16 protein-coding genes are annotated in these 18,547 nt (G+C 68.5%); 6 read left to right on the top strand and 10 right to left on the bottom strand.

What is annotated here, in order from left to right:
- Nucleotides 1-7 precede the first annotated feature (7 nt).
- The 3 genes from ALI144C_RS26880 to ALI144C_RS26870 all read left to right on the top strand — a co-directional run bounded on the left by ALI144C_RS26880 (nucleotide 8) and on the right by ALI144C_RS26870 (nucleotide 4,578).
- Nucleotides 8-505, top strand: coding sequence for a hypothetical protein (locus ALI144C_RS26880; RefSeq protein WP_083753409.1), 498 nt, complete (start codon nucleotides 8-10; stop codon nucleotides 503-505).
- A 157-nt stretch (nucleotides 506-662) separates the two neighbouring features.
- Nucleotides 663-3,914: a S8 family peptidase gene (locus ALI144C_RS26875; RefSeq protein ID WP_076989933.1), complete on the top strand. Its 3,252-nt coding sequence runs from the start codon at nucleotides 663-665 to the stop codon at nucleotides 3,912-3,914.
- A gap of 127 nt (nucleotides 3,915-4,041) precedes the next feature.
- The gene (locus tag ALI144C_RS26870; protein WP_076990073.1) at nucleotides 4,042-4,578 is read left to right on the top strand and encodes a DUF6328 family protein; all 537 of its coding nucleotides are present in this window, start codon (nucleotides 4,042-4,044) and stop codon (nucleotides 4,576-4,578) included.
- Between the two features lie 7 nt (nucleotides 4,579-4,585).
- On the opposite strand, the gene ALI144C_RS26865 is transcribed toward ALI144C_RS26870, so the two are convergent.
- Both ALI144C_RS26865 and ALI144C_RS26860 read right to left on the bottom strand, forming a co-directional pair.
- On the bottom strand, nucleotides 4,586-5,101 hold the full coding sequence (locus tag ALI144C_RS26865; RefSeq protein ID WP_083753407.1) for an NIPSNAP family protein: 516 nt from the start codon (nucleotides 5,099-5,101) through the stop codon (nucleotides 4,586-4,588).
- A gap of 64 nt (nucleotides 5,102-5,165) precedes the next feature.
- Nucleotides 5,166-7,901 carry a helix-turn-helix transcriptional regulator gene (locus ALI144C_RS26860; RefSeq protein WP_076989931.1) on the bottom strand — a complete coding sequence of 912 codons (2,736 nt, stop codon included), beginning with the start codon at nucleotides 7,899-7,901 and terminating at the stop codon, nucleotides 5,166-5,168.
- Nucleotides 7,902-8,124: 223 nt separating this feature from the next.
- Here ALI144C_RS26860 and ALI144C_RS26855 point away from each other — a divergent pair, with 223 nt between their 5' ends.
- Nucleotides 8,125-8,310 carry a hypothetical protein gene (locus ALI144C_RS26855; protein WP_076989930.1) on the top strand — a complete coding sequence of 62 codons (186 nt, stop codon included), beginning with the start codon at nucleotides 8,125-8,127 and terminating at the stop codon, nucleotides 8,308-8,310.
- A 100-nt stretch (nucleotides 8,311-8,410) separates the two neighbouring features.
- Here ALI144C_RS26855 and hemQ read toward each other — a convergent pair whose 3' ends face one another.
- From hemQ to hemE, 7 genes are all read right to left on the bottom strand, one after another.
- Nucleotides 8,411-9,103, bottom strand: coding sequence for a hydrogen peroxide-dependent heme synthase (gene hemQ, locus ALI144C_RS26850; RefSeq protein WP_076989929.1), 693 nt, complete (start codon nucleotides 9,101-9,103; stop codon nucleotides 8,411-8,413).
- Nucleotides 9,104-9,105: 2 nt separating this feature from the next.
- Nucleotides 9,106-9,690, bottom strand: a complete 585-nt coding sequence (locus tag ALI144C_RS26845) for a GTP-binding protein (RefSeq protein WP_076989928.1) — start codon at nucleotides 9,688-9,690, stop codon at nucleotides 9,106-9,108.
- A complete protein-coding gene (locus tag ALI144C_RS26840) occupies nucleotides 9,671-10,042 on the bottom strand; it encodes a DUF742 domain-containing protein (RefSeq protein WP_076989927.1) in 372 nt (123 codons plus the stop codon). Before ALI144C_RS26840 ends, ALI144C_RS26845 begins: the two co-directional genes overlap by 20 nt.
- Nucleotides 10,039-10,458, bottom strand: a complete 420-nt coding sequence (locus tag ALI144C_RS26835; RefSeq protein WP_076989926.1) for a roadblock/LC7 domain-containing protein — start codon at nucleotides 10,456-10,458, stop codon at nucleotides 10,039-10,041. The genes ALI144C_RS26840 and ALI144C_RS26835 overlap by 4 nt, the downstream gene beginning before the upstream one ends.
- A 12-nt stretch (nucleotides 10,459-10,470) precedes the next feature.
- Nucleotides 10,471-13,035 carry a nitrate- and nitrite sensing domain-containing protein gene (locus ALI144C_RS26830; protein WP_076989925.1) on the bottom strand — a complete coding sequence of 855 codons (2,565 nt, stop codon included), beginning with the start codon at nucleotides 13,033-13,035 and terminating at the stop codon, nucleotides 10,471-10,473.
- Nucleotides 13,036-13,159: 124 nt separating this feature from the next.
- A complete protein-coding gene (gene hemG / locus ALI144C_RS26825) occupies nucleotides 13,160-14,617 on the bottom strand; it encodes a protoporphyrinogen oxidase (protein ID WP_076989924.1) in 1,458 nt (485 codons plus the stop codon).
- Complete coding sequence (gene hemE, locus ALI144C_RS26820) at nucleotides 14,617-15,684, bottom strand: uroporphyrinogen decarboxylase (RefSeq protein WP_193441230.1); 1,068 nt, start codon at nucleotides 15,682-15,684, stop codon at nucleotides 14,617-14,619. The genes hemG and hemE overlap by 1 nt, the downstream gene beginning before the upstream one ends.
- 179 nt (nucleotides 15,685-15,863) lie before the next feature.
- Between hemE and ALI144C_RS26815 the strand changes: the two genes are divergently transcribed.
- On the top strand, nucleotides 15,864-16,421 hold the full coding sequence (locus tag ALI144C_RS26815) for a DUF3000 domain-containing protein (RefSeq protein WP_076989922.1): 558 nt from the start codon (nucleotides 15,864-15,866) through the stop codon (nucleotides 16,419-16,421).
- On the opposite strand, the gene ALI144C_RS26810 is transcribed toward ALI144C_RS26815, so the two are convergent.
- The gene (locus tag ALI144C_RS26810) at nucleotides 16,418-17,566 is read right to left on the bottom strand and encodes a dipeptidase (protein WP_076989921.1); all 1,149 of its coding nucleotides are present in this window, start codon (nucleotides 17,564-17,566) and stop codon (nucleotides 16,418-16,420) included. The genes ALI144C_RS26815 and ALI144C_RS26810 overlap by 4 nt on opposite strands.
- A 256-nt stretch (nucleotides 17,567-17,822) precedes the next feature.
- On the opposite strand from ALI144C_RS26810, the gene ALI144C_RS26805 reads away from it, so the two are divergent.
- A complete protein-coding gene (locus ALI144C_RS26805; RefSeq protein ID WP_037262141.1) occupies nucleotides 17,823-18,539 on the top strand; it encodes a response regulator in 717 nt (238 codons plus the stop codon).
- Nucleotides 18,540-18,547: the final 8 nt, after the last annotated feature.

Raw genomic sequence — 18,547 nt, 5'->3', positions numbered from 1 at the left:
CATCGGTGTGAACCGGACTTTCGCCGTCGCCGCGTTGCTGGCCGCCACCGCACTGGTCGCGGGATGTGACTCGCCGATTGAGTGCGGTGGGGCGGCGGCCAGGAAGGGCATCTCGCTCGACATCGACCCCGCGTACTCGCCGAAGGTCGGTTCGGCCCGGATGACCACCTGCTGGAACGGGTCGTGCACCGACACCGCGCTCGAGTTGTACCCGTCGACCGCGGCCCGGCCGATGCCGTGCGCCACGGGCGGACCGGACAGCGCTTGTGGCGCGCGGATGGAACCGACCGGGGGCAAGAACTCCTTCGCCGACCTGCCGACTCTGGTGAGCGAGCCGGTCGATGTCACGCTTCGGTTGATCGATCCAGCCGGTGCCGAGCTGGCCGCTCCGCGCCTGGTGATCACGCCGAAGACCCTGTACCCGAGTGGTCCGGAGTGTGGAGGCGGCACGCCGCAGGGTGGCCTACTCGTCTCCCCCGATGGGGTGCTCAGCGAACGCCTGTAAACACCACGCTGGGGAAATTTACTTTCGAGATTGCTCCACCGGGCACTTGTCACCCCATGGTGGTGCCGATAGCTTGCGATGACCACGGACAGTGGTTCATCGACTTCTCAGCGTCGATGTCTGGGGTGTGCGGAAAACCGATCGGGAGGTTTTTCAGGTGCATTCAGTCAAGAAACGAGCCGCGAGACGCATCGGCGTCGGGGCTCTCGTCCTGGGGGTAGCGCTGAGCACGGCGCAGGTGACAACCGCCGTCGCCGCGCAAAACGCTCGACCAGACGGCAAGTCCGTCACCCTCATCACCGGTGACCGGGTCGTCACCGTCGATGCCGCGTACGACGTGCGCACCATCATCCCCGGCAAGGGCCGGGAGAAACTCGCCTTCTCGACCTACAAACACGACGGCCACACTTTCGTCGTCCCGCAAGACGCTCTTTCCCTGCTCACACAAGGGCGTTTGGATGAGCGCCTGTTCGACGTGACCACATTGGCCGAGTCCGGCTACGACGACGCCCACCGGGCCACCCTGCCCCTGATCATCAGCCACACCACCGGATCCGACAGCGGAGCGCGCATCGCGGGCGCCACCACGACAGCGAGCCTGCCCGCGCTCAACGCCTCGGCGGTCACCGCCGAGAAGACCGGTGCCGCGTGGCAGTCGTTGACCTCGGCGAACGTCAAGAAGGTCTGGCTCGACGGCAAACGCACTGCCTCGCTGGACCGCAGCACCGCGCAGATCGGCGCTCCTGCCGCGTGGCAGGCCGGTTTCACCGGCACGGGCGTGAAGGTCGCCGTGCTGGACACCGGCGTCGACCAGACGCACCCCGACCTGGCCACCCGTGAGGTCACCGAGAAGAACTTCACCGACGCCGCCGACGCGGTCGACCGCGTCGGCCACGGCACGCACGTCGCGTCCACCATCGCGGGCACCGGCGCCAAGCAGGCAGGCAAGTACAAGGGCGTCGCGTACGGCGCCAACATCCTCGACGGCAAGGTGCTCGACGACAACGGCTCCGGCTACGACTCGTGGATCATCGAGGGCATCCAGTGGGCGGTCGACCAGGGCGCCAAGATCGTCAACCTGAGCCTCGGCGCACCGGACACCCCGGAGGTGGACCCGCTCGAAGAGGCCGTGAACACGTTGTCCGCCAAGCACGGCACGCTGTTCGTGATCGCCGCGGGCAACAGCGGCCCGCGCGCGGAGACCGTCGGCTCGCCGGGGAGCGCGGACGCCGCGCTGACCGTCGGTGCCGTCGACCGCGACGACAGCCTGGCACCGTTCTCCAGCCGTGGTCCGAGGGTCGGTGACGCGGGGATCAAGCCGGATGTCACCGCGCCCGGCGTGAACATCGCCGCGGCCAAGGCCGCCAACGGCCGGATGGGAACGCCGGTCGTCGACGGGTACGTCGCCGCGTCCGGCACCTCGATGGCCACCCCGCACGTCGCCGGTGCCGCAGCGCTGCTCGCGCAGGTGCACCCGGACTGGAACGGCGAGCAGCTCAAGGCGGCGCTCGCGGCGTCGGCGAAGCCGAACGCCAAGCTCAACGCGTTCGAGCAGGGCTCCGGCCGGATCGACGTGGCCAAGGCGATCACGCAGGCCGTGATCTCGTCGCCGACCAGCGTCAACCTCGGCACGCAACTCTGGCCGCACGACGACGACCAGCCCGTCGCGAAGGGCGTGACGTACCGCAACGCGGGCAAGACCGACGTCACGTTCGACGTCAAGGTCAACGCTCTTGGCCCGGACGGCAAGCAGGCGCCCGATGGTCTGCTGACCGCGTCCCCCGCCAAGGTGACCGTGCCCGCGGGCGGCGAGGCCAAGGTGACCGTCACGGCCGACACCAGGGTCGACGGGGTCGACGGCGTCTACTCCGGAACGCTCACCGGCACCTCCGGTGACGCGTCGATCAGCACTCCCGTCTCGGTCAACCGCGAGCCGGAGAGCTACTCGCTGACCGTCAACCACATCGGGCTGGACGGCGCTCCGGCGGGCAACGCCCGCACCACTCTGTACGGTCTGGACACCCAGAAGTTCAGCTCCGCCTTCGATCCGGACGGCAGCGCGACGGTGCGCCTGCCCAAGGGCAAGTACGTCGTGGACAGCTCGCTGGCCGCGGCCGACATCAACTGGCTGTCCTACCCCGGGTTCACGCTCACCGAGGACACCACGATCGATCTGGACTTCCGGCGTGCCAAGCCGACCAAGGTGACCGTGCCGGACTCGTCGGCGCGGATGCTGCTGACGGACTTCACGTACCGGCGGACGGCAGGCAAGTCCTCGTTCGGCTACGGCTGGGTGCTGTTCGGTGGCGACATCAGCACGCTGCGCACCGCGCACATCGGGCCGGAACTGCCCCCGCAGGAGCTGATCACCCAGATCAACACCCAGTGGGACAACCCGAGCGGCGAGTACTACGGCGTGGCGTTCTACCAGAACGGCACGGTGCCCACCGGCTTCACCAGGGTGGTGAAGAAAGAGAATCTTGCTCACGTGCACGGCTCGTTCGGCGCGACCGTGCCGGGCAAGTCGGGCCTGCGGTACGCGTTCCCGTACCCGAAGTTCGGTGAGGGACCGGGCGCATGGGCGGCGCTGCTTCCCGTGAAGCTGCCCGGTGACCGCAACGAGTATTACTCCACCGAGGACGTCGCGTGGCGCCCCGGCCTGTGGCAGATGTCCGCCGACGGCAACACCATCGAAGTCCAGCTGACCAGCCCGGTGAAGGCGTTCCAGGCCGGCCGGACGTACGAGGAATCCTACAACCGCGGCGTGTTCGCGCCCGCGCTGCCGCAGACCCGCAGCCCGTGGCAGTACCTCGTCCGGTCGGAGAACACGATCTTGGCGAACATCCCGCTGTTCGGCGACGGCGCGGGCAACTCCGGGTCGTCCGCTGTGGACAGTTCGTCGACCGTGCTGTACCGCGACGGCAAGAAGGTCGGCGAATCGACCGATCCCGGCTACGGCGAGTTCCAGGTCCCGGCCGACACGGGTTCGTACACGCTGACCACGGAAGCGGTCCGCAGTGGCGTCTCGGACGTCTCGACCACGATCCGCGCCGCGTGGACGTTCCGGTCCGGCCCGGCGGGCACCGACCCGGTCCGGCTGCCGCTGTCCACAGTGCGGTACACCCCGGCGTTGGACGCGACGAACTCGGCTCCGGCCGGTGAGTCGTTCATCATCCCGGTCTCCGTCCAGCAGCAGGCAAGCAACCAGGGCACGGTGCCGAAGACGCTGACCGTCGACGCGTCGTTCGACGGCGGGCAGACGTGGACGGCGACGACGATCGTGGCGAACGTGCTCGCCATCGTCCAGCACCCGAACGACGCCACGTCGGTGTCGTTGCGGGCCAAGGCGACCGATCGGGCGGGCAACACCGTCGAGCAGACGATCATCAACGCCTACAAGGTGAATTGAGTGGACTGGGACTGACCGTCCCCAGCGGAGCACCTCCGGGACCGCCCCATCCCGGGGGTGCTCCGCCCCTTACGATCTACGTCAACCGACCGATGTCTTGTGTTCACCTCCGAGTCATTGTGTGTTCATGCACCCCAACCACACCGCCCAGCACCGGGCCGAGCACCGGCTCCTGGACAGCGAGCACGATCGCTGGAACTACGCCGTCCGCGGCGAGAGCCGGATCCAGCGACTCGACCGCAACTACGGCGAGATCCTGCAGGAACTGCGCGTGGCCCAGACCGGGGTGCAGTTGCTGCTGGCATTCCTGCTGACCGTCGCGTTCACCCCCAGGTTCGCCAGCTTCAGCCTCTTCCAGCGGGACGTCTACGTCGCCAGCCTCGTGCTCGGCGCGGCCGCCAACGCGCTGCTGATCGCGCCTGCCGCCTTCCACCGCATGGTGTTCCGCAAGCGGCTGAAGGAACAGCTCGTGCGGTACGCCAACCGCTTCGCGCTGTGCGGACTGGGGTTGCTGATGCTCGCGCTGACTTCCGCCCTGCTGCTCATCCTGACCGTCGTACTCGGCATGAACGCGGGTTCGTGGCTGACCGGCGGCGCCTTGGCGTGGTTCGTGTTCTTCTGGTACCTGCTGCCGTTGTGGAGCAGACTCCGTGCCCCCCGCTAGAGAACACCTACCGCATCGCGGATCCGGCCGTGGGCTTCAGCCTGAGCCCCTTACCGTCACCGGGTTGGATGGAGACGTACATCTTGTCCGCGCGTACCGGCAATCGCGGGTAGGTGTTCTCGGTGACGTAAGGCTCGAAGCTCAAGACCGGATCCGCGACCACGACCGGATCCGGTGAGATGATCGCGGTGTACTGGCCGTGCACAACCTCGGTAGCTGTTTTTCCCAGGAGCCGCAACAGCAACACGTCGTCGGAGTCGATCATCGTGGCGTTCGCCGCAGGACCGTGGGTCTGCCACGCCTCGCCGTGCTCGTAGAACGCCGCCAGCGCCGTCCTGCGGCTTTCCATGTCGGGGAACCCCCGCAGCCACACGAACTTGTCGGGGTTGTCGAGGTCGTGGAACAGGCCGATCAGGGTGATGCCCACAGCCTGCTGGGTGTGGACGAAGTGCCGTTCGAAGATGTCGACGAGCGTGTCGCGCTGCCCCGGTTTGAGGGTGTACTGCCTGAGTTCGACTATCACGCGTGCATCCTCGTGCGCGCGGAGGCGGCGCACGAGTGGCCGAACGGCCGATATCCGCAAGTTTCTAGCCACTGGCGCGACGGCCGGCCTCCCGTGCGATGTCCGTCCGCGAGTGCACACCGAGCTTGTTGAGGACGTGCGACACGTGCGTTCCCACCGTCCGTGGTGACAGGAACAGCCGCGCCGCGATCTGCCTGTTGGTCAGGCCCTCGACCACCAGCGCGGCGATCTTCGACTCGGTCGGGGTGAGGCTTTCCCAGCCGTGCGTCGCCTTCCTGTGCGCGACACGCGGGGCCCGGCGGATCCCGGCCGCCCGCTGCACCGACGCCAGCCGCGCGATGTCCCACGCGGCCCCGAGTTCCTCGTACACCGCGGCCGCCATGGCGAAGGCAGGCCGGGCCGAGCTCAGATCCCCGGCGGCGGCGAAGGCCGTCGCGGCCGCTTCGAACGCCTTGGCCTTCGGGAGCCGCCGGTTGGACTTCCCCGCCGCCGCAAGCAGCATCTCGGGGTCGTCGGCCACCAGGCCGGAGCAGTACAACGCGGCCGCACGCCACCGCGGCGACGACCGCACAAGCGCCTGCACACGAGTGGTTGCCGTCCGTGCCACGTCAAGGTCGCCGACCTGGACGGCCAGCCGGACGGCGTCCGGGAGCATGTCCTCGATCTCGGTCTTGTCCGCGAGGCCGTCGACGAGCTCGGCGAGCGCCGCAGCCGGGTCCCCGGCGTACTCCGCGTCCAGGCTGCGGGCCAGGCACAGCTGGGCGACCGCACGCAGACCGACGTGGTCGGCGAACGGCGCCGCGGCGGCCAGGTGCCGTCGGGCGGCGTCCGGGTCGTCGCGGTGGAAACAGATCGTCGCGGCGATGCCGTGGTCGCAGCAGACCACGCTCGGGTCCTTCACCTCGGCAGGCAACGCGTCGGCCTCGGCGAGGGCGTCGTCCCAGCCACCGGTCTCCAGCAGCAGCTGGCCCATCGCGCTGTGCGCCTGGGTCAGCCGGACAAGGCTGCCGGTGCGTTCGGCCTCCTGGCGCATCCGGCCGGCCACGTCGATGGCCTCGTCGTAGCGGTCCAGGTCGCCGAGTGTCACAGCCTGGTTGATCCGCACCAGCAACGCGAGATCCGTCAGGTCCGGGTCGTCCGACGCGACCGTGAGCGCCCGCTCCAGCAAGGCAAGCGCCTCGTCGCTCGTGCCGCGCATCATCGACACGAGCACCAGCACGTGCAAAGCCCACCCGGTGGCCCACCGGTCCCCGGTTTGCTCCAACGCCTCACGGGCAAGCGCTTCCGCCTCGTCCACCCGGCCGAGCCCGCGGTAGGCCCGTGCTGCCAGGACAAGCAGTCTCGCGTGGTGCACCGGCTGCAGTTCGGGCGCCCGCAACGCGGATTTCAGCGCCGCCAGGGCTTCATCGGACCGCCCGGCGAGCGAACGGCACTGCGTCATGATCCGGTGCAGTTCCACCAATCGGTCGGGCGCGGGGTCATCGAGCAACGCGCGCTCCGCGACGGTGACCGCCTCCGCGGGCTCACCCATCCGGTACAGCGCGTCAGCCAGCAACTCCGGGCAGGTTCCTGTGCGCCGCAACAACTCGACGGCGACTTTGGGCGCGTGCCCGACAAGCACGGGCGCGGCCTTGTCCAGCCACCCCACCACCCAGTCCTCGTCGGTGGCATCCGCGGGCACCAGTTGCCTGGCGATCCGGTCGACCGGGGCACCGGCTCCGATCAGCGCCTTGGCCGCGTCCCGGTGCCACGCCGCCCGTACCGACCGCGGCATCTGTTCGTACAGGGCGGCTCTGATCAACGGGTGCCGGAACGCCAGCGAGTCCCCCGCCTCGGTCAGGATTCCTGATGCGCGCGAGTCCTCGATGGCGGGGATCAGCTCGACCGTGCCCTGGCCCGACACGACGGCCAGGTCGCCGACGGAGAAGTCCGTGCCGAGCAGCGCCGCGGACCGCAGGACCTCGAGCACGTGCGGCGGCAGGAACTCGAGCCGTTCGGCGATCGCGGCGGACAACGACCTCGGTGTGCGCTCGACTGTCGTCTCCACCAGGCCGGTCTCGGTGGTGAACAAGCGCCCGCCGCGTTCGAGTGACCCCAGCAGCTCGGTCAGGTACAGGGGATTTCCGGCCGCACCGGCGGCCAGCCTGCGCAGCCGGTCGCTGGGCTTGCCACCGGCCAGTTCGGCCAGCAGGATCTCGACGTCCGTGTCCGCCAGGCGCGACAACCTGATCCGGTCGGTCGACGGGATGGACCTGCGCAACGAGATGAGCTCGGCGCGCCGGGGCACCGGGCGGGTGATCCCGATGAACAGCAACGGGATCTGCTGCACCAGGCGGGCGAGCCTGCCGCACAGGGCGACGGTGTACCGATCCGCCCAGTGCAGGTCGTCGACCACGAGGACGACCGGTCCGTCCGTGCACAGTTCTTCCAGCAGCGCCAACAGGTGTTCGGCCATCGCGGTGGCGACGTCCACACCGTGGCCGATGGTTTCCTCACCACGCATCAACCGGGCGATCGTCTGCCGCCGCGTGTCCGCGGCCCCGCCGGAGCCGTTGCGGTGCACGCGCAATCCGTCCAGCAACGGCGTCAGCGGCAGGTCCTGGCCGAGTTCGTCGCCCGAACCCCAGTAGACGGGGAACCCGGTCTGCGCGCAGACCGTCCGCACGAGCATCGACTTGCCGATCCCCGGCTCGCCTTCGACGAGGACGCCGTGGCCGCGACCGGTTCCGAGCGCGCGCAGCCAACCGGACAGCCGGGCCAGCTCCGCACCCCGGCCGATGAGCGTGCCTGGCCGCGACATGATCAGGATAATACTGGGTGAACGCGACCTTAACAATACTCGCTCGACAGCCCAACAATGGCCGTAGAATTGTTTCGATTGCTCAGCGCTGTTCACTTTTCGGCGCCGCAACCCATCGTTGGCCAACTATTTACTGCGCGCTCGATTGCCGATTACTGCCGCACTGCCACTCTGTAGGCACATTTTCGTCCGATCTCCACAGAATCGGCGTGCGGAGGAAATCATGCGGACACCCACTCGCATCGTGATGCTGGTCGCGGGCGCGGCGGCAGTCGCGGGACTGGCGTTTTCGGGCGCGGCGGCGGCCGTCGCGGCACCGAGCCCCGACGGCATGGGCTACGACCAGACCTGCCAGAACGGTATGGGCTACGACTGCGGTACCAACACAGACGGCATGGGCTACGACTGATCGAATTCCCACAGCACCACGAAAGCCCGAATGGTTCACCACCATTCGGGCTTTGCGCTACCCAATTAGCCTCGGCGCCCCGGGGAAACGACCGAACTGATCACGGCAAGTTGGTCACGAGCTCGGCCGCGGGCAGCCGCGTGCCGGTGTAGAACGGGATTTCCTCACGCACGTGCCGCCGGGCCGTGCTGCCGCGCAGATGACGCATCAGGTCCACGATCCGGTGCAGTTCATCCGCCTCGAACGCGAGCATCCACTCGTAGTCGCCCAACGCGAACGACGCGACGGTGTTGGCGCGCACGTCGGGGTAGTCGCGGGCCATGTGACCGTGCTCCGCGAGCATCTTGCGGCGCTCCTCGTCCGGCAGCAGGTACCACTCGTAGGACCGGACGAACGGGTACACGCAGACGTACTTGCGGGCTTCCTCACCGGCGAGGAACGCCGGGATGTGGCTCTTGTTGAACTCGGCGGGCCGGTGCAGCGCGACCTGGCTCCAGACCGGCGTGGACACGCGACCGAGCGCGGTCCGCCGCAACCCGGTGTACGCGGCCTGTACCTGCTCGATCTCCTCAGCGTGCCACCAGATCATGTAGTCCGCGTCCGCGCGCAGGCCCGCTACGTCGTACACGCCCCGTACAACGACGCCCTTGTCGTCGAGCGCGTCGAGGTAGGACTGCGCCTCGGTGGCCGCCGGGCCGCGGTCATCGGGGAGCTTGCCCGGTTCGACCCGGAACACCGACCACATGGTGTACCGGATCGTGTCGTTGAGTTCGGCGAAGTTGAGGCGAGCCATACCTACATCGTGGCACGAGCCAACGTCTGCTTGCTCAGCACGTACTCCACCAGTGTGACCAGCACCTCCTTGGCGGACTCCCGGTCACGCGCGTCGCACAGCGCGATCGGCACGTCCTCCCCGACGTCCAGCGCCTCACGCACCTCGGCCATCTCGTAGCGCGCGGCACCCTCGAAGCAGTTCACCGCGATCACGAACGGCACGTCGCGCTTCTCGAAGAAGTCGATCGACGGGAAGCACGTCTCCAGCCTGCGGGTGTCAGCGAGCACGACCGCCCCGATCGCGCCGAAGGCCAGCTCGTCCCACATGAACCAGAACCGGCCCTGGCCCGGCGTGCCGAACAGGTACAGGATCGCCCGGTCGTTGAGCGTGATCCGGCCGAAGTCCAGCGCGACCGTCGTGGTCAGCTTGTTCTCGATGCCGGCGAGGTCGTCGACGCCGATCCCGGCCTCGGTGAGCAGCTCCTCGGTCGACAGCGGGGCGATCTCGCTGACCGCGGCGACCATCGTGGTCTTGCCCGCGCCGAACCCGCCCGCGATGAGGATCTTGACCGCGCTGGGCATCGCCTCAGAGTCGTCGGACACCATCGAGCACCGCCTGCAGTAGTTTCATGTCTGGGACTCTGACATCGCGCGAGGGGTTGCGGGCTATTACTTCCCGCAGTTCGATCAAGTCCGACACCAGGACCTTGACAACCACGATCGGCACGTCCAGCCGGGCGGCGAGCTCGGCGATCGACAGCGGGTGGCGGCACAGTTCGAGGATCGCCACGTAGTCGGCGTCCAGCGTGACCGTGTCGACGTCGTCCTTGGCCGCGACCACGAGCGTGATCATATTCAGGTCGCGGTTCGCCGGTCTCGTCCGCCCGCGCGTCATCGCGTACGGGCGCACCAGCGGCCCGGCCTCGTCGTCCACCCAGTTGTCGCGGCTGGCGATCATGACGTCGGCACGCCAAGGTGTTCGTGTCTCGGCGACGCGTTGAGCACCGATCCGACCTGTTTGACCAGGAGGTTCATCTCGTACGCGATCAGCCCGACGTCGGCGTCCTCCTCGCCGAGCACGGCGAGGCACGTGCCCTGGCCCGCCGCGGTGACGAACAGGAACGCGTGTTCCATCTCCACGATGGTCTGGCGCACCTTGCCGCCGCCGAACTGCCTGCCGGTGCCGCGCGCGAGGCTCTGGAACGCCGAAGCCACAGCCGAGAGGTGCTCACCATCCTCTTTGGACAACGCGGCGGATCGCCCGACGAGCAGACCGTCCGCGGACAGCACGACCGCGTGCCTGGCGCCGACGACCCGGCCGACCAGGTCGTCGAGCAACCAGTCCAGGTCCGCGCCTGTGTTCGCCTTCTTCATCCAGTTCTCCCCTTACCGATCCTCATCCCGTGCACGCCGGGTCTGCTGCTGGAAGGCCGACATGATGCTGCGGATCTCCTCTGGCGAGCGACCGCCTGCCGGGTCGTGGTCCTCCGGCCGCATCGGTGAGGTCTCGCGCAACTGCGGCGCGAGGCTGGCCTGCCTGCGGCGGCGCGGCAACGCGGGTCTGTCGGGCGGGCCCAGGTTCGGGGGCGCTGCCTGCGGGACGCGGGGCGGCGTCGGTGCTGGGTGGCTCAGCCCGGGGGGAGTGTGCACGGGATGCACACTCGGCGTGGGCGGTTCTGGTTCAACCATGTCTTCTTCCGGCCATCGCGGCTCGGTCCCCGGGGACTGGAACTGCTGTGCGTCCGTCGAGTGGGCGTCCGCCAAGTTCGCGGTGCTCGCGGCGTGCTCGCCGTACCAGGTCCCGTCGTCCGAGTCGAAATCCGTGTCGAAACTCGTGCTGTACTCCGCGGCGGCGTCAGCGGTGTGCTCGGCGGGCGGCTGTGGTTCGTCCACCGCCTCGCCCATCGGGTTGAAGAGCGAAACCCGGTACGGCAGCACGTCGTCGTACTCCGCGTCGGGTGACGCCGTCCGCGCCGCCGGCGCCGTCGGGAGCGTCTCGAGTGTGTCCTCGTCGCCTGCCTCGACCAACAGCGGCGCGGGGATCAACACGATCGCCCTGGTGCCACCGTACGAGGACGACCGCAACTCCACCTTGATGCCGTGCCGGGCGGCCAGTCGCGCGACCACGAACAGGCCGAGGCGCGGGTCGCCCTTGAGGGCCATCGACTCGAAGTCCGGTGGATCGGCGAGCACCACGTTGTGCTGGTCGCGTTCGTCGTCGCCCATGCCGAGCCCGTTGTCCTCGACTTCGACGACGATGCCCTTCGCCGCGTGCTCGCCGGACAGCCGCACGTGCGACCGCGGCGGGGAGAACGACGTGGCGTTGTCGAGCAGTTCGGCCAGCAGGTGCATGGTGTCGGCGACGGCCGTGCCGACAAGCAGCACACGCGGCACACCCTGCAGCCGGATTCGCTTGTACTGCGTGGTTTCGGCGACCGCGCCACGCAGGATGTCCGCGAGCAGAACAGGTTTGCGCCACGCCCGGCCCGGCTGCTGGCCGCCGAGGATGATCAGGTTCTCAGCGTTGCGGCGTGCGCGCGTGGCCAGGTGGTCCAGGGTGAACAGGTCGTCGAGCTGCTGCGGGTCCTCCTGCTCGCGCTCCAGCTTGTCGAGGATCTTGAGCTGCCGGTGCACCAGTGCCTGGCTGCGGTGCGCGATGCCGAGGAACACGTTGCGCACACCGGCCCGTGCCTGTGACTCCTGCACTGCCGCTTCGACCGCTGTGGCGTGCGCGGCGTTGAACGCCCTGGCGACCTGGCCGATCTCGTCCTTGCCGAAGTCCAGCACCGGCAGTTCGGTGGTCACGTCGACCTGTTCGCCGCCGCGCAGCCTGCCGACGATCGGCGGGAGCTTCTCCACCGCCAGTTCCAGCGTCTCGTACCGCAACCTGGTCAGTCTGCGCGCGGTGTCCCGCATGATCCGCAACGCGGTGACGATGGTGAGGAGCCCGACGAGCAAGGCGATCGCGCTGCCGATGATCACCGCGGTCAGCCCGGAGCTGGACTCGTCGTCGGCCAGCCTGGCCGAGTCGTCGAACTGGCGGACACCGAGTTGCTCCAGTCTGGTGTAGACCTTCCCGGTGACGTCACGCCACTCCTGATCACTCACCGGAGGCGCGGTGAGTTGCCCCTCAGTCCGGTTGCGCTGCGCGACGACGGTCCACGGACCCTGGCTGATCAGCGTCCCCTCCACCGTTGTCAGCCGTTTCCAGTCGTCGCCGCCGAGTAACTCCTGGTAGGCGGACCGGACATCACGCGAACTGTTTTGTGTGGACAATTCGAGCTGCTGCCGATAGGCGCCGGAGAGCCGGACGAATTCGGCGTGGTCCGCTTGATTGAGAGCACCGGTGGTAATAGCGCCACCGACCACCGCACTCGCTCGTGACATCAGCTCGGCCGCCCGGAAGAGCGAGATCACCTCGGCCCCGCTGAACGCCGTCCGCTGATCCGGCACAGCCCTCGCGAAACTATCGAAAACAGCGATGCTGACATCGGCAACTTTGTTGTAAAAAGCGTACAATTCCGACCGGGTGATCGCCTTCGTGTCCGCTTGGGCGCGGACGGCGGGCAGCTCGTCGAAAGTCCTGACGAAGGTCAGGTGCCGGTCACGCACGGCATCGGGGGCGCTGGGCATCAGCGGCTCGACCAGCTCGCGCACCTCACGCAGCGTTTGGTCGGTCCGGTTGCGGGCGCTGGCCAGCTCGGCTCCCGACCCGGCGGCCGCGAGGCTCTGGGCCCGTTCGGCCTGCACCGTGCTCAGCGCGCGGACGGCCTTCGGCACGATCTCCTGCATCGCGTCGCTGACCTTGCGCAAGTAGATCGCGTCGTACAGCCGGGGCATGGCGACCGCGACCCACATCACCAGCAGAGCGACCGCCGAAAACACCACGACGATCGTGAGTCGCGTCCGGATAGAGCCGTGGCCCTGGTGCCGGTCACCCAGAAATCTCACGTCACTCCACCGGTGTCGAATACTTTTCAAATAAAGCGCGACGCCCGCAAGAGATCCACCACGATGCTCTTTTGTGAGTCACCAGGAAAAAGACCACAACGGTGCCGCACTGTAGCACAGGCGGTTAGTCACCCACTAGGCCACTCGGCGCACCAATTTCGCCCGATCGCGACGCCAGGTAAGCGCCGATCGCCGATGCCGCAGCGGTTGCCGAGTCGATGGTCGCCGGTATACCCACACCTCGCAAAGTAGCACCGGCCACGGCGAGACCAGGGATTTCGGCGACCGTGTCCATGATCACTGCGACGGCCCCGGTGTGCTCGAGTCCGTATTGGGGAAGGCCACCACCCCAACGGGTCACGATTCGCTCGACTGGCGCAACGTCGACTCCGGTGAGTTCGCACAGATCGGACCGCACGTCGGCGACCAGCTCGTCGTCATCCCGTTGCAGGGTCGCGGCTTCGCCGTAGCGCCCGACGGACGCGCGCAACTGCACCGGTTCACCCCTGGTACGGCCCCACTTCCGACTGGAAAACGTGAAAGCCTTTGCAGTAAACGGGGTTCCATCGGCGTGCCGCTCCCCCACGGCCAGCAGCACGCCCGTCGCGTCCGGCAGGACCGCGTCCGGTGGCAACGCCAGGCTCACCACTGCCATCGACGCCACCTCCACTCGCCCGTAAGCGGCGGACGCCACAGGAGCCACGTCCTCAAGCAGCTTGCGTGCGGCCGGAGCGGGAACCGCGAGGATGACGGCGTCGGCGTCGAGGAACCCCGGCGCCGCCGCGCTGCCGATTTCCAGCCGCCAGCCGTGCTGCCCGGTCCGCGTCAGAGCCCGCACGGGCAGACCCAGGCGAACATCCGCCGTGGACCGCTTGGCCAGTTCGTCGACAAGGACGTCCATTCCGCCGCGCAGCGCGCCGAACACCGGGAGCCGAGCGCCTTCCCGTGGCGGCCCGAGAACGCGTCCGACCGCCTCGGTCAACGTCTGACGCGTGCCGACAAGCGGCGCCATGGTGGCGCGCAGACCGAGCATGTCGGCACGGCCCGCGTACACGCCACCCAGCAGCGGTTCGACGAGACGGTCCACCAGTTCCCGGCCGAACCGCTCGGCGATCACCTGCCCCACCGACACGTCGGGCGCTGCCGGGTCCTGCTCCACCGCCAGCGGCGGCAGGTCCCGTTCGGCGGCCACTTTCGCCGTCGCCGACGGGGAAAGCACGTCACGCACCTCGTCGGGCCCGGCAGGCAGGCCGAGGAACGTGCGTTTCGGCAACGCGACCGTGCGCCCCGCGGCGTGCACGGTCGCGGCCGACAGCACCGGGTGCACCAAGCGCTCGCTCAGACCGAGCTCGTCGACGAGGCGGACAGCGGCCGGGTTGCGCAGGATGAACGCCTCCGCGCCGACGTCGACCGCCGAACCGGCCAACTCACGCGTGCGGAGCTTGCCACCGAGCCGCGCCGACGACTCGACGACCGTGATCTCGGCGTCCGGCCGCAGAACCCGCATCCGGTACGCGGCGGCCAGACCGGCTATCCCACCGCCGACGACAACAACTCGAGGAGCGACAACTCGTGCGGACATCAGCGGATGCTGTGGACCAGCTCGACGACTCGGGTCAGCACGGCCGGGTCGGTGTCCGGCATCACGCCGTGGCCGAGGTTGAACACGTGCCCCGCGGCGGCCTTGCCCTCCGCGACGATCCGCCGTACCTCACGCTCGACCACGTCCCAACCCGCGAAAAGCACCGCAGGGTCGAGGTTGCCCTGCACTACCGGCTTCGGTGCGTCCGGGGCGGCGGCCTCGAGCCTGCGCACGGCCTCGTCCAGCGGCAGGCGCCAGTCCACGCCGACCACGTCCGCACCGGCCTCGCGCATCGCGGGCAGCAGCTCGGCCGTGCCGACACCGAAGTGGATCCGCGGCACACCGGCGAACGCCAGCCCGGCGAGCACCCGCTGGGAGTGCGGGAACACGAACTCGCGGTAGTCGGCCTCGGACAGCGCACCCGCCCACGAGTCGAACAGCTGGACGGCGTCGACGCCCGCACCGATCTGGGTACCGAGGAACTCGAGCGTGTAGTCGCCGATCCGGGTCAGCAGCGCGTGCCAGACGTCCGGCTGCGCCTTCATCAACGCCTTCGTGCGCTCGTGGTGCCTGCTCGGGCCGCCTTCGATCAGGTACGAGGCCAACGTGAACGGCGCACCCGCGAAACCGATCAGCGGCACGTCCCCCAACTGCGCGGTCAACAGCCGGACCGCGTCGGCGACCGGGTCGAGGCTGGCCGGGTCGAGCACCGGGAGCGCGTTCACGGCACGCTCGTCACGCACCGGCGAGGCCACCACAGGCCCGGTGCCCGGCACGATGTCCAGGTCGATCCCGGCCGCCTTGAGCGGTACGACGATGTCGCTGAACAGGATCGCCGCGTCCACGTCGTGCCTGCGGATCGGCTGGAGGGTGACCTCGGCGACCATCTCGGGCGTGAAGCACGCCTGGAGCATCGGCACGCCCTCGCGAAGCTTGCGGTACTCGGGCAACGAGCGACCGGCCTGCCGCATGAACCACACCGGCGTGCGCTCAGGGGTCTGACCGCTCGCGGCGGCGAGCAACGGAGCGTTGGCGAGATCCCGGCGGACGGGCGATGCGGTGGTCACCTTCCCCATCGTTCCACACACCGAACCGGCGGAATGACGCCCGACGACCACGCGCGAGCACCACACTTGCGCATGTACGTGGTCACGAACACCGAACCACTTGATCGACCCAACGTATACGGATCTGCTCGGCGTGCCATCCCGGCTCACTGACTCGGGTGGTCCTACAGTTACCTGTCGTGACTGCGTCCCAGGCTCCCGAAGCACCCGAGGTCTTTCGCCAGGCCGTCGCGGCGCTGCGGTCGCTCCGGCCGCGCACCGAGGTCCAGCTCGAGGAAGTCCGCCCGCCGCAGCGGCTGGCGCCGTGGGCCTTCGCGATCACGGCGGAGGTGAACGGCCCGGCCGAGGTGCTGGCCACCGGGCGGCTCGTGCTGCTGCACGACCCGGAGGGCCAGGAAGCGTGGGACGGAGCGCTGCGCGTGGTCGCGTTCGTCCGTGCCGAACTGGACGCCGAACTGGCCGCGGACCCGCTGCTGCCCGCCGTCGGCTGGTCGTGGCTGACCGACGCGCTCGAAGCGTCCGGCGCCCAGTTCACCGCGCTCGGCGGGACCGTCACCGAGACGTCGTCCGCCCGGTTCGGCGACATCGCCGGTCCGGCGAGGACCGACGACCTGGAACTGCGCGCGTCGTGGACCCCCCGAACGGCGGACCTGAAACCACACGGCGAGGCCTTCTGCGACCTGCTGGCCAGCGTGGTCGGGTTGCCGCCGGTCGGGGTGACCCTCTTCAAGAACTAGAACTGCCGCTCGGCGGCTTCCTCCGTCGCGCGGAGCACCCGCATGGCGTTGCGGCCCGCGAGTTTGGCGCAGTCCTCCTCGCTCCAGCCGCGGTCGAGCAGCGCACCCAGCAGGGCCGGGTACTTCGAGACGTCCTCAAGCCCTTCGGGCAACGACGTCACACCGTCGTAGTCGCCGCCGAGGCCGATGTGGTCGATCCCGGCGACCTCGCGCGCGTGGTCGAGGTGGGTGACGACCTCGTCGAGCGTCGCCTTGGGCTCCGCCGGTCCGTTCCAGGTCTCGACGAACTTGGTCCGGGCGTCCAGATCCCGGTAGTCCAGCCCCTCGGCCGCCATCCCCGATTGGACCGATTCGTCCCATTCACGCAAGGACGGCGAGACGAAACTCGGCACAAACGTGATCATGCACACACCTCCGTTCGCTTTCAGCGAGCCGAGCACGTCGTCGGGCACGTTGCGTACATGATCGTTCACAGCGCGGCAGGAGGAGTGCGTGAAGATCACCGGCGCTTGTGACGTTTCAATGGCGGCCCGCATCGTCACCGGGGCCACGTGGGAGAGGTCGACCATCATGCCGATCCGGTTCATCTCGCGCACGACGTCGCGGCCGAAATCGGTCAACCCGCCGTGCACCTCGTCGTCGGTCGCGGAGTCCGCCCACGGCGTGTTGAGGTTGTGGGTGAGGGTCATGTAGCGGACCCCCAGCCGCCTCAGCGCGGTGAGGACACCCAGCGACTCGGCGATGCAGTGACCGCCCTCGGCACCGAGCATCGAGGCGATCTTGCCTGATCGGAAGGCCTCTTCGGCTTCGTCGGCGGTCCTGGCGATCGCGAGTTCGGCGGGGTAGCGTTCCGCCAGTCGGTACACAACCTCGATCTGCTCGAGCACGGCGGTGACCGCGGAATGGCCTTCGAACTGGCACGGGACGTACACCGACCAGAACTGCAGCCCCACTCCGCCCTGCCGCAGCCGGGGGATGTCGGTATGCAACCCCGGTTGCGCAACTGTCAGGTCGGTCGAGCCGACGGCCGTGGCCGGATCCGGACCACCGATCAGCCTCAGTGCCCATGGCAGGTCGTTGTGACCATCAGCCAATTGGGTCGTTCGGAGAAGGGCCACCGCACGGTCGAATCCTGCGGACTTCATTACCCATGACCTCGTTCCATCGCGTTGGGGCATGCTTGCGTTACTTCACCAATACCGGAGTCACCTGATCGTGTGACAACACGTCCAGAAAGTCACAACCCGATCGGATACATACCCGATTGATCGTCCCGTTGACCCGCTTGGGCGGCTAGGCTGCCCTCGTCGACACCACTTTCGGTCCATCAGCGGCGCGGCTGATTGGCGGAAAGTCCCGGTGCCGGTCGGGGGGCACGACCGACTCCAGGGAGGTAGTGACGTGGCTGCCGTCGGCTTAGGTCAGGCCGTTCGAACCACGCCAGCCGGCGCGTTGCCGGCGAACATGGTCCCGCACCCGCGGGAAGAGTTGTTCTCGGTGTTGGTGGTCGATGACCATCCGTTGTTGAGGGAGGCGATAGCTGCTCGGTTGACCCAGATGGGCGCGGGCACGGTGCACGAGGCCGCTTCGGTGGCCGAGGCGAGGGCGCGGGCGTTGGCCACTGGGCCATGCGACCTGGCGATCCTCGATCTCGGGCTGCCCGACGGCTCGGGCATCGAGTTGGTTACGGAACTCCGTAGCCACGGGTGGCCCAGGATCGTGGTGCTGGCGTCGTCCGACGACCCGTACGCCGTGCGTTCGGCCTTCCAGGCAGGGGCCCAGGCCTACCTGCTGAAGTCCGCATCGCCGGTGGTGGTGACCGACGGAGTGCGGCGAGTTCTCGAGGGCGGCGTCTACGCCGACCCGAGTGTCGCTCCCGTGCTCGCGACGGGCACCCGGGTTCCGGGGACCGACAACACACCTCGTGAGTTGTCCGCCCGTGAGGTTGAGGTGCTGCAATTGGTCGCCGATGGCCAGAGCAACAAGGAGATCGGCGAGGCTCTCAACTTGTCCGCACTCACCGTCAAGAGCCACCTGTCGCGCATCGGCAGGAAGCTCGGGACCGGTGACCGGGCCCAGATGGTCGCGCTGGCCATGCGTGCCGGCGTGATCCGCTGAAACGCTGT

This window comes from Actinosynnema sp. ALI-1.44 (assembly GCF_001984155.1).
Classification (GTDB): Bacteria; Actinomycetota; Actinomycetes; order Mycobacteriales; family Pseudonocardiaceae; genus Kibdelosporangium.
This window is presented reverse-complemented; position numbering and strand designations above follow the sequence as displayed.

Coding starts and splice junctions, on each gene's coding strand:
- hemQ (WP_076989929.1), bottom strand. CDS start 9,103: ATGGCTCGCCTCAACTTCGCCGAACTCAACGACACGATCCGGTACACC.
- ALI144C_RS26870 (WP_076990073.1), top strand. CDS start 4,042: ATGCACCCCAACCACACCGCCCAGCACCGGGCCGAGCACCGGCTCCTG.
- ALI144C_RS26855 (WP_076989930.1), top strand. CDS start 8,125: ATGCGGACACCCACTCGCATCGTGATGCTGGTCGCGGGCGCGGCGGCA.
- hemG (WP_076989924.1), bottom strand. CDS start 14,617: ATGTCCGCACGAGTTGTCGCTCCTCGAGTTGTTGTCGTCGGCGGTGGG.
- ALI144C_RS26845 (WP_076989928.1), bottom strand. CDS start 9,690: ATGGTGTCCGACGACTCTGAGGCGATGCCCAGCGCGGTCAAGATCCTC.
- ALI144C_RS26860 (WP_076989931.1), bottom strand. CDS start 7,901: ATGTCGCGGCCAGGCACGCTCATCGGCCGGGGTGCGGAGCTGGCCCGG.
- ALI144C_RS26840 (WP_076989927.1), bottom strand. CDS start 10,042: ATGATCGCCAGCCGCGACAACTGGGTGGACGACGAGGCCGGGCCGCTG.
- ALI144C_RS26835 (WP_076989926.1), bottom strand. CDS start 10,458: ATGAAGAAGGCGAACACAGGCGCGGACCTGGACTGGTTGCTCGACGAC.
- ALI144C_RS26810 (WP_076989921.1), bottom strand. CDS start 17,566: ATGAAGTCCGCAGGATTCGACCGTGCGGTGGCCCTTCTCCGAACGACC.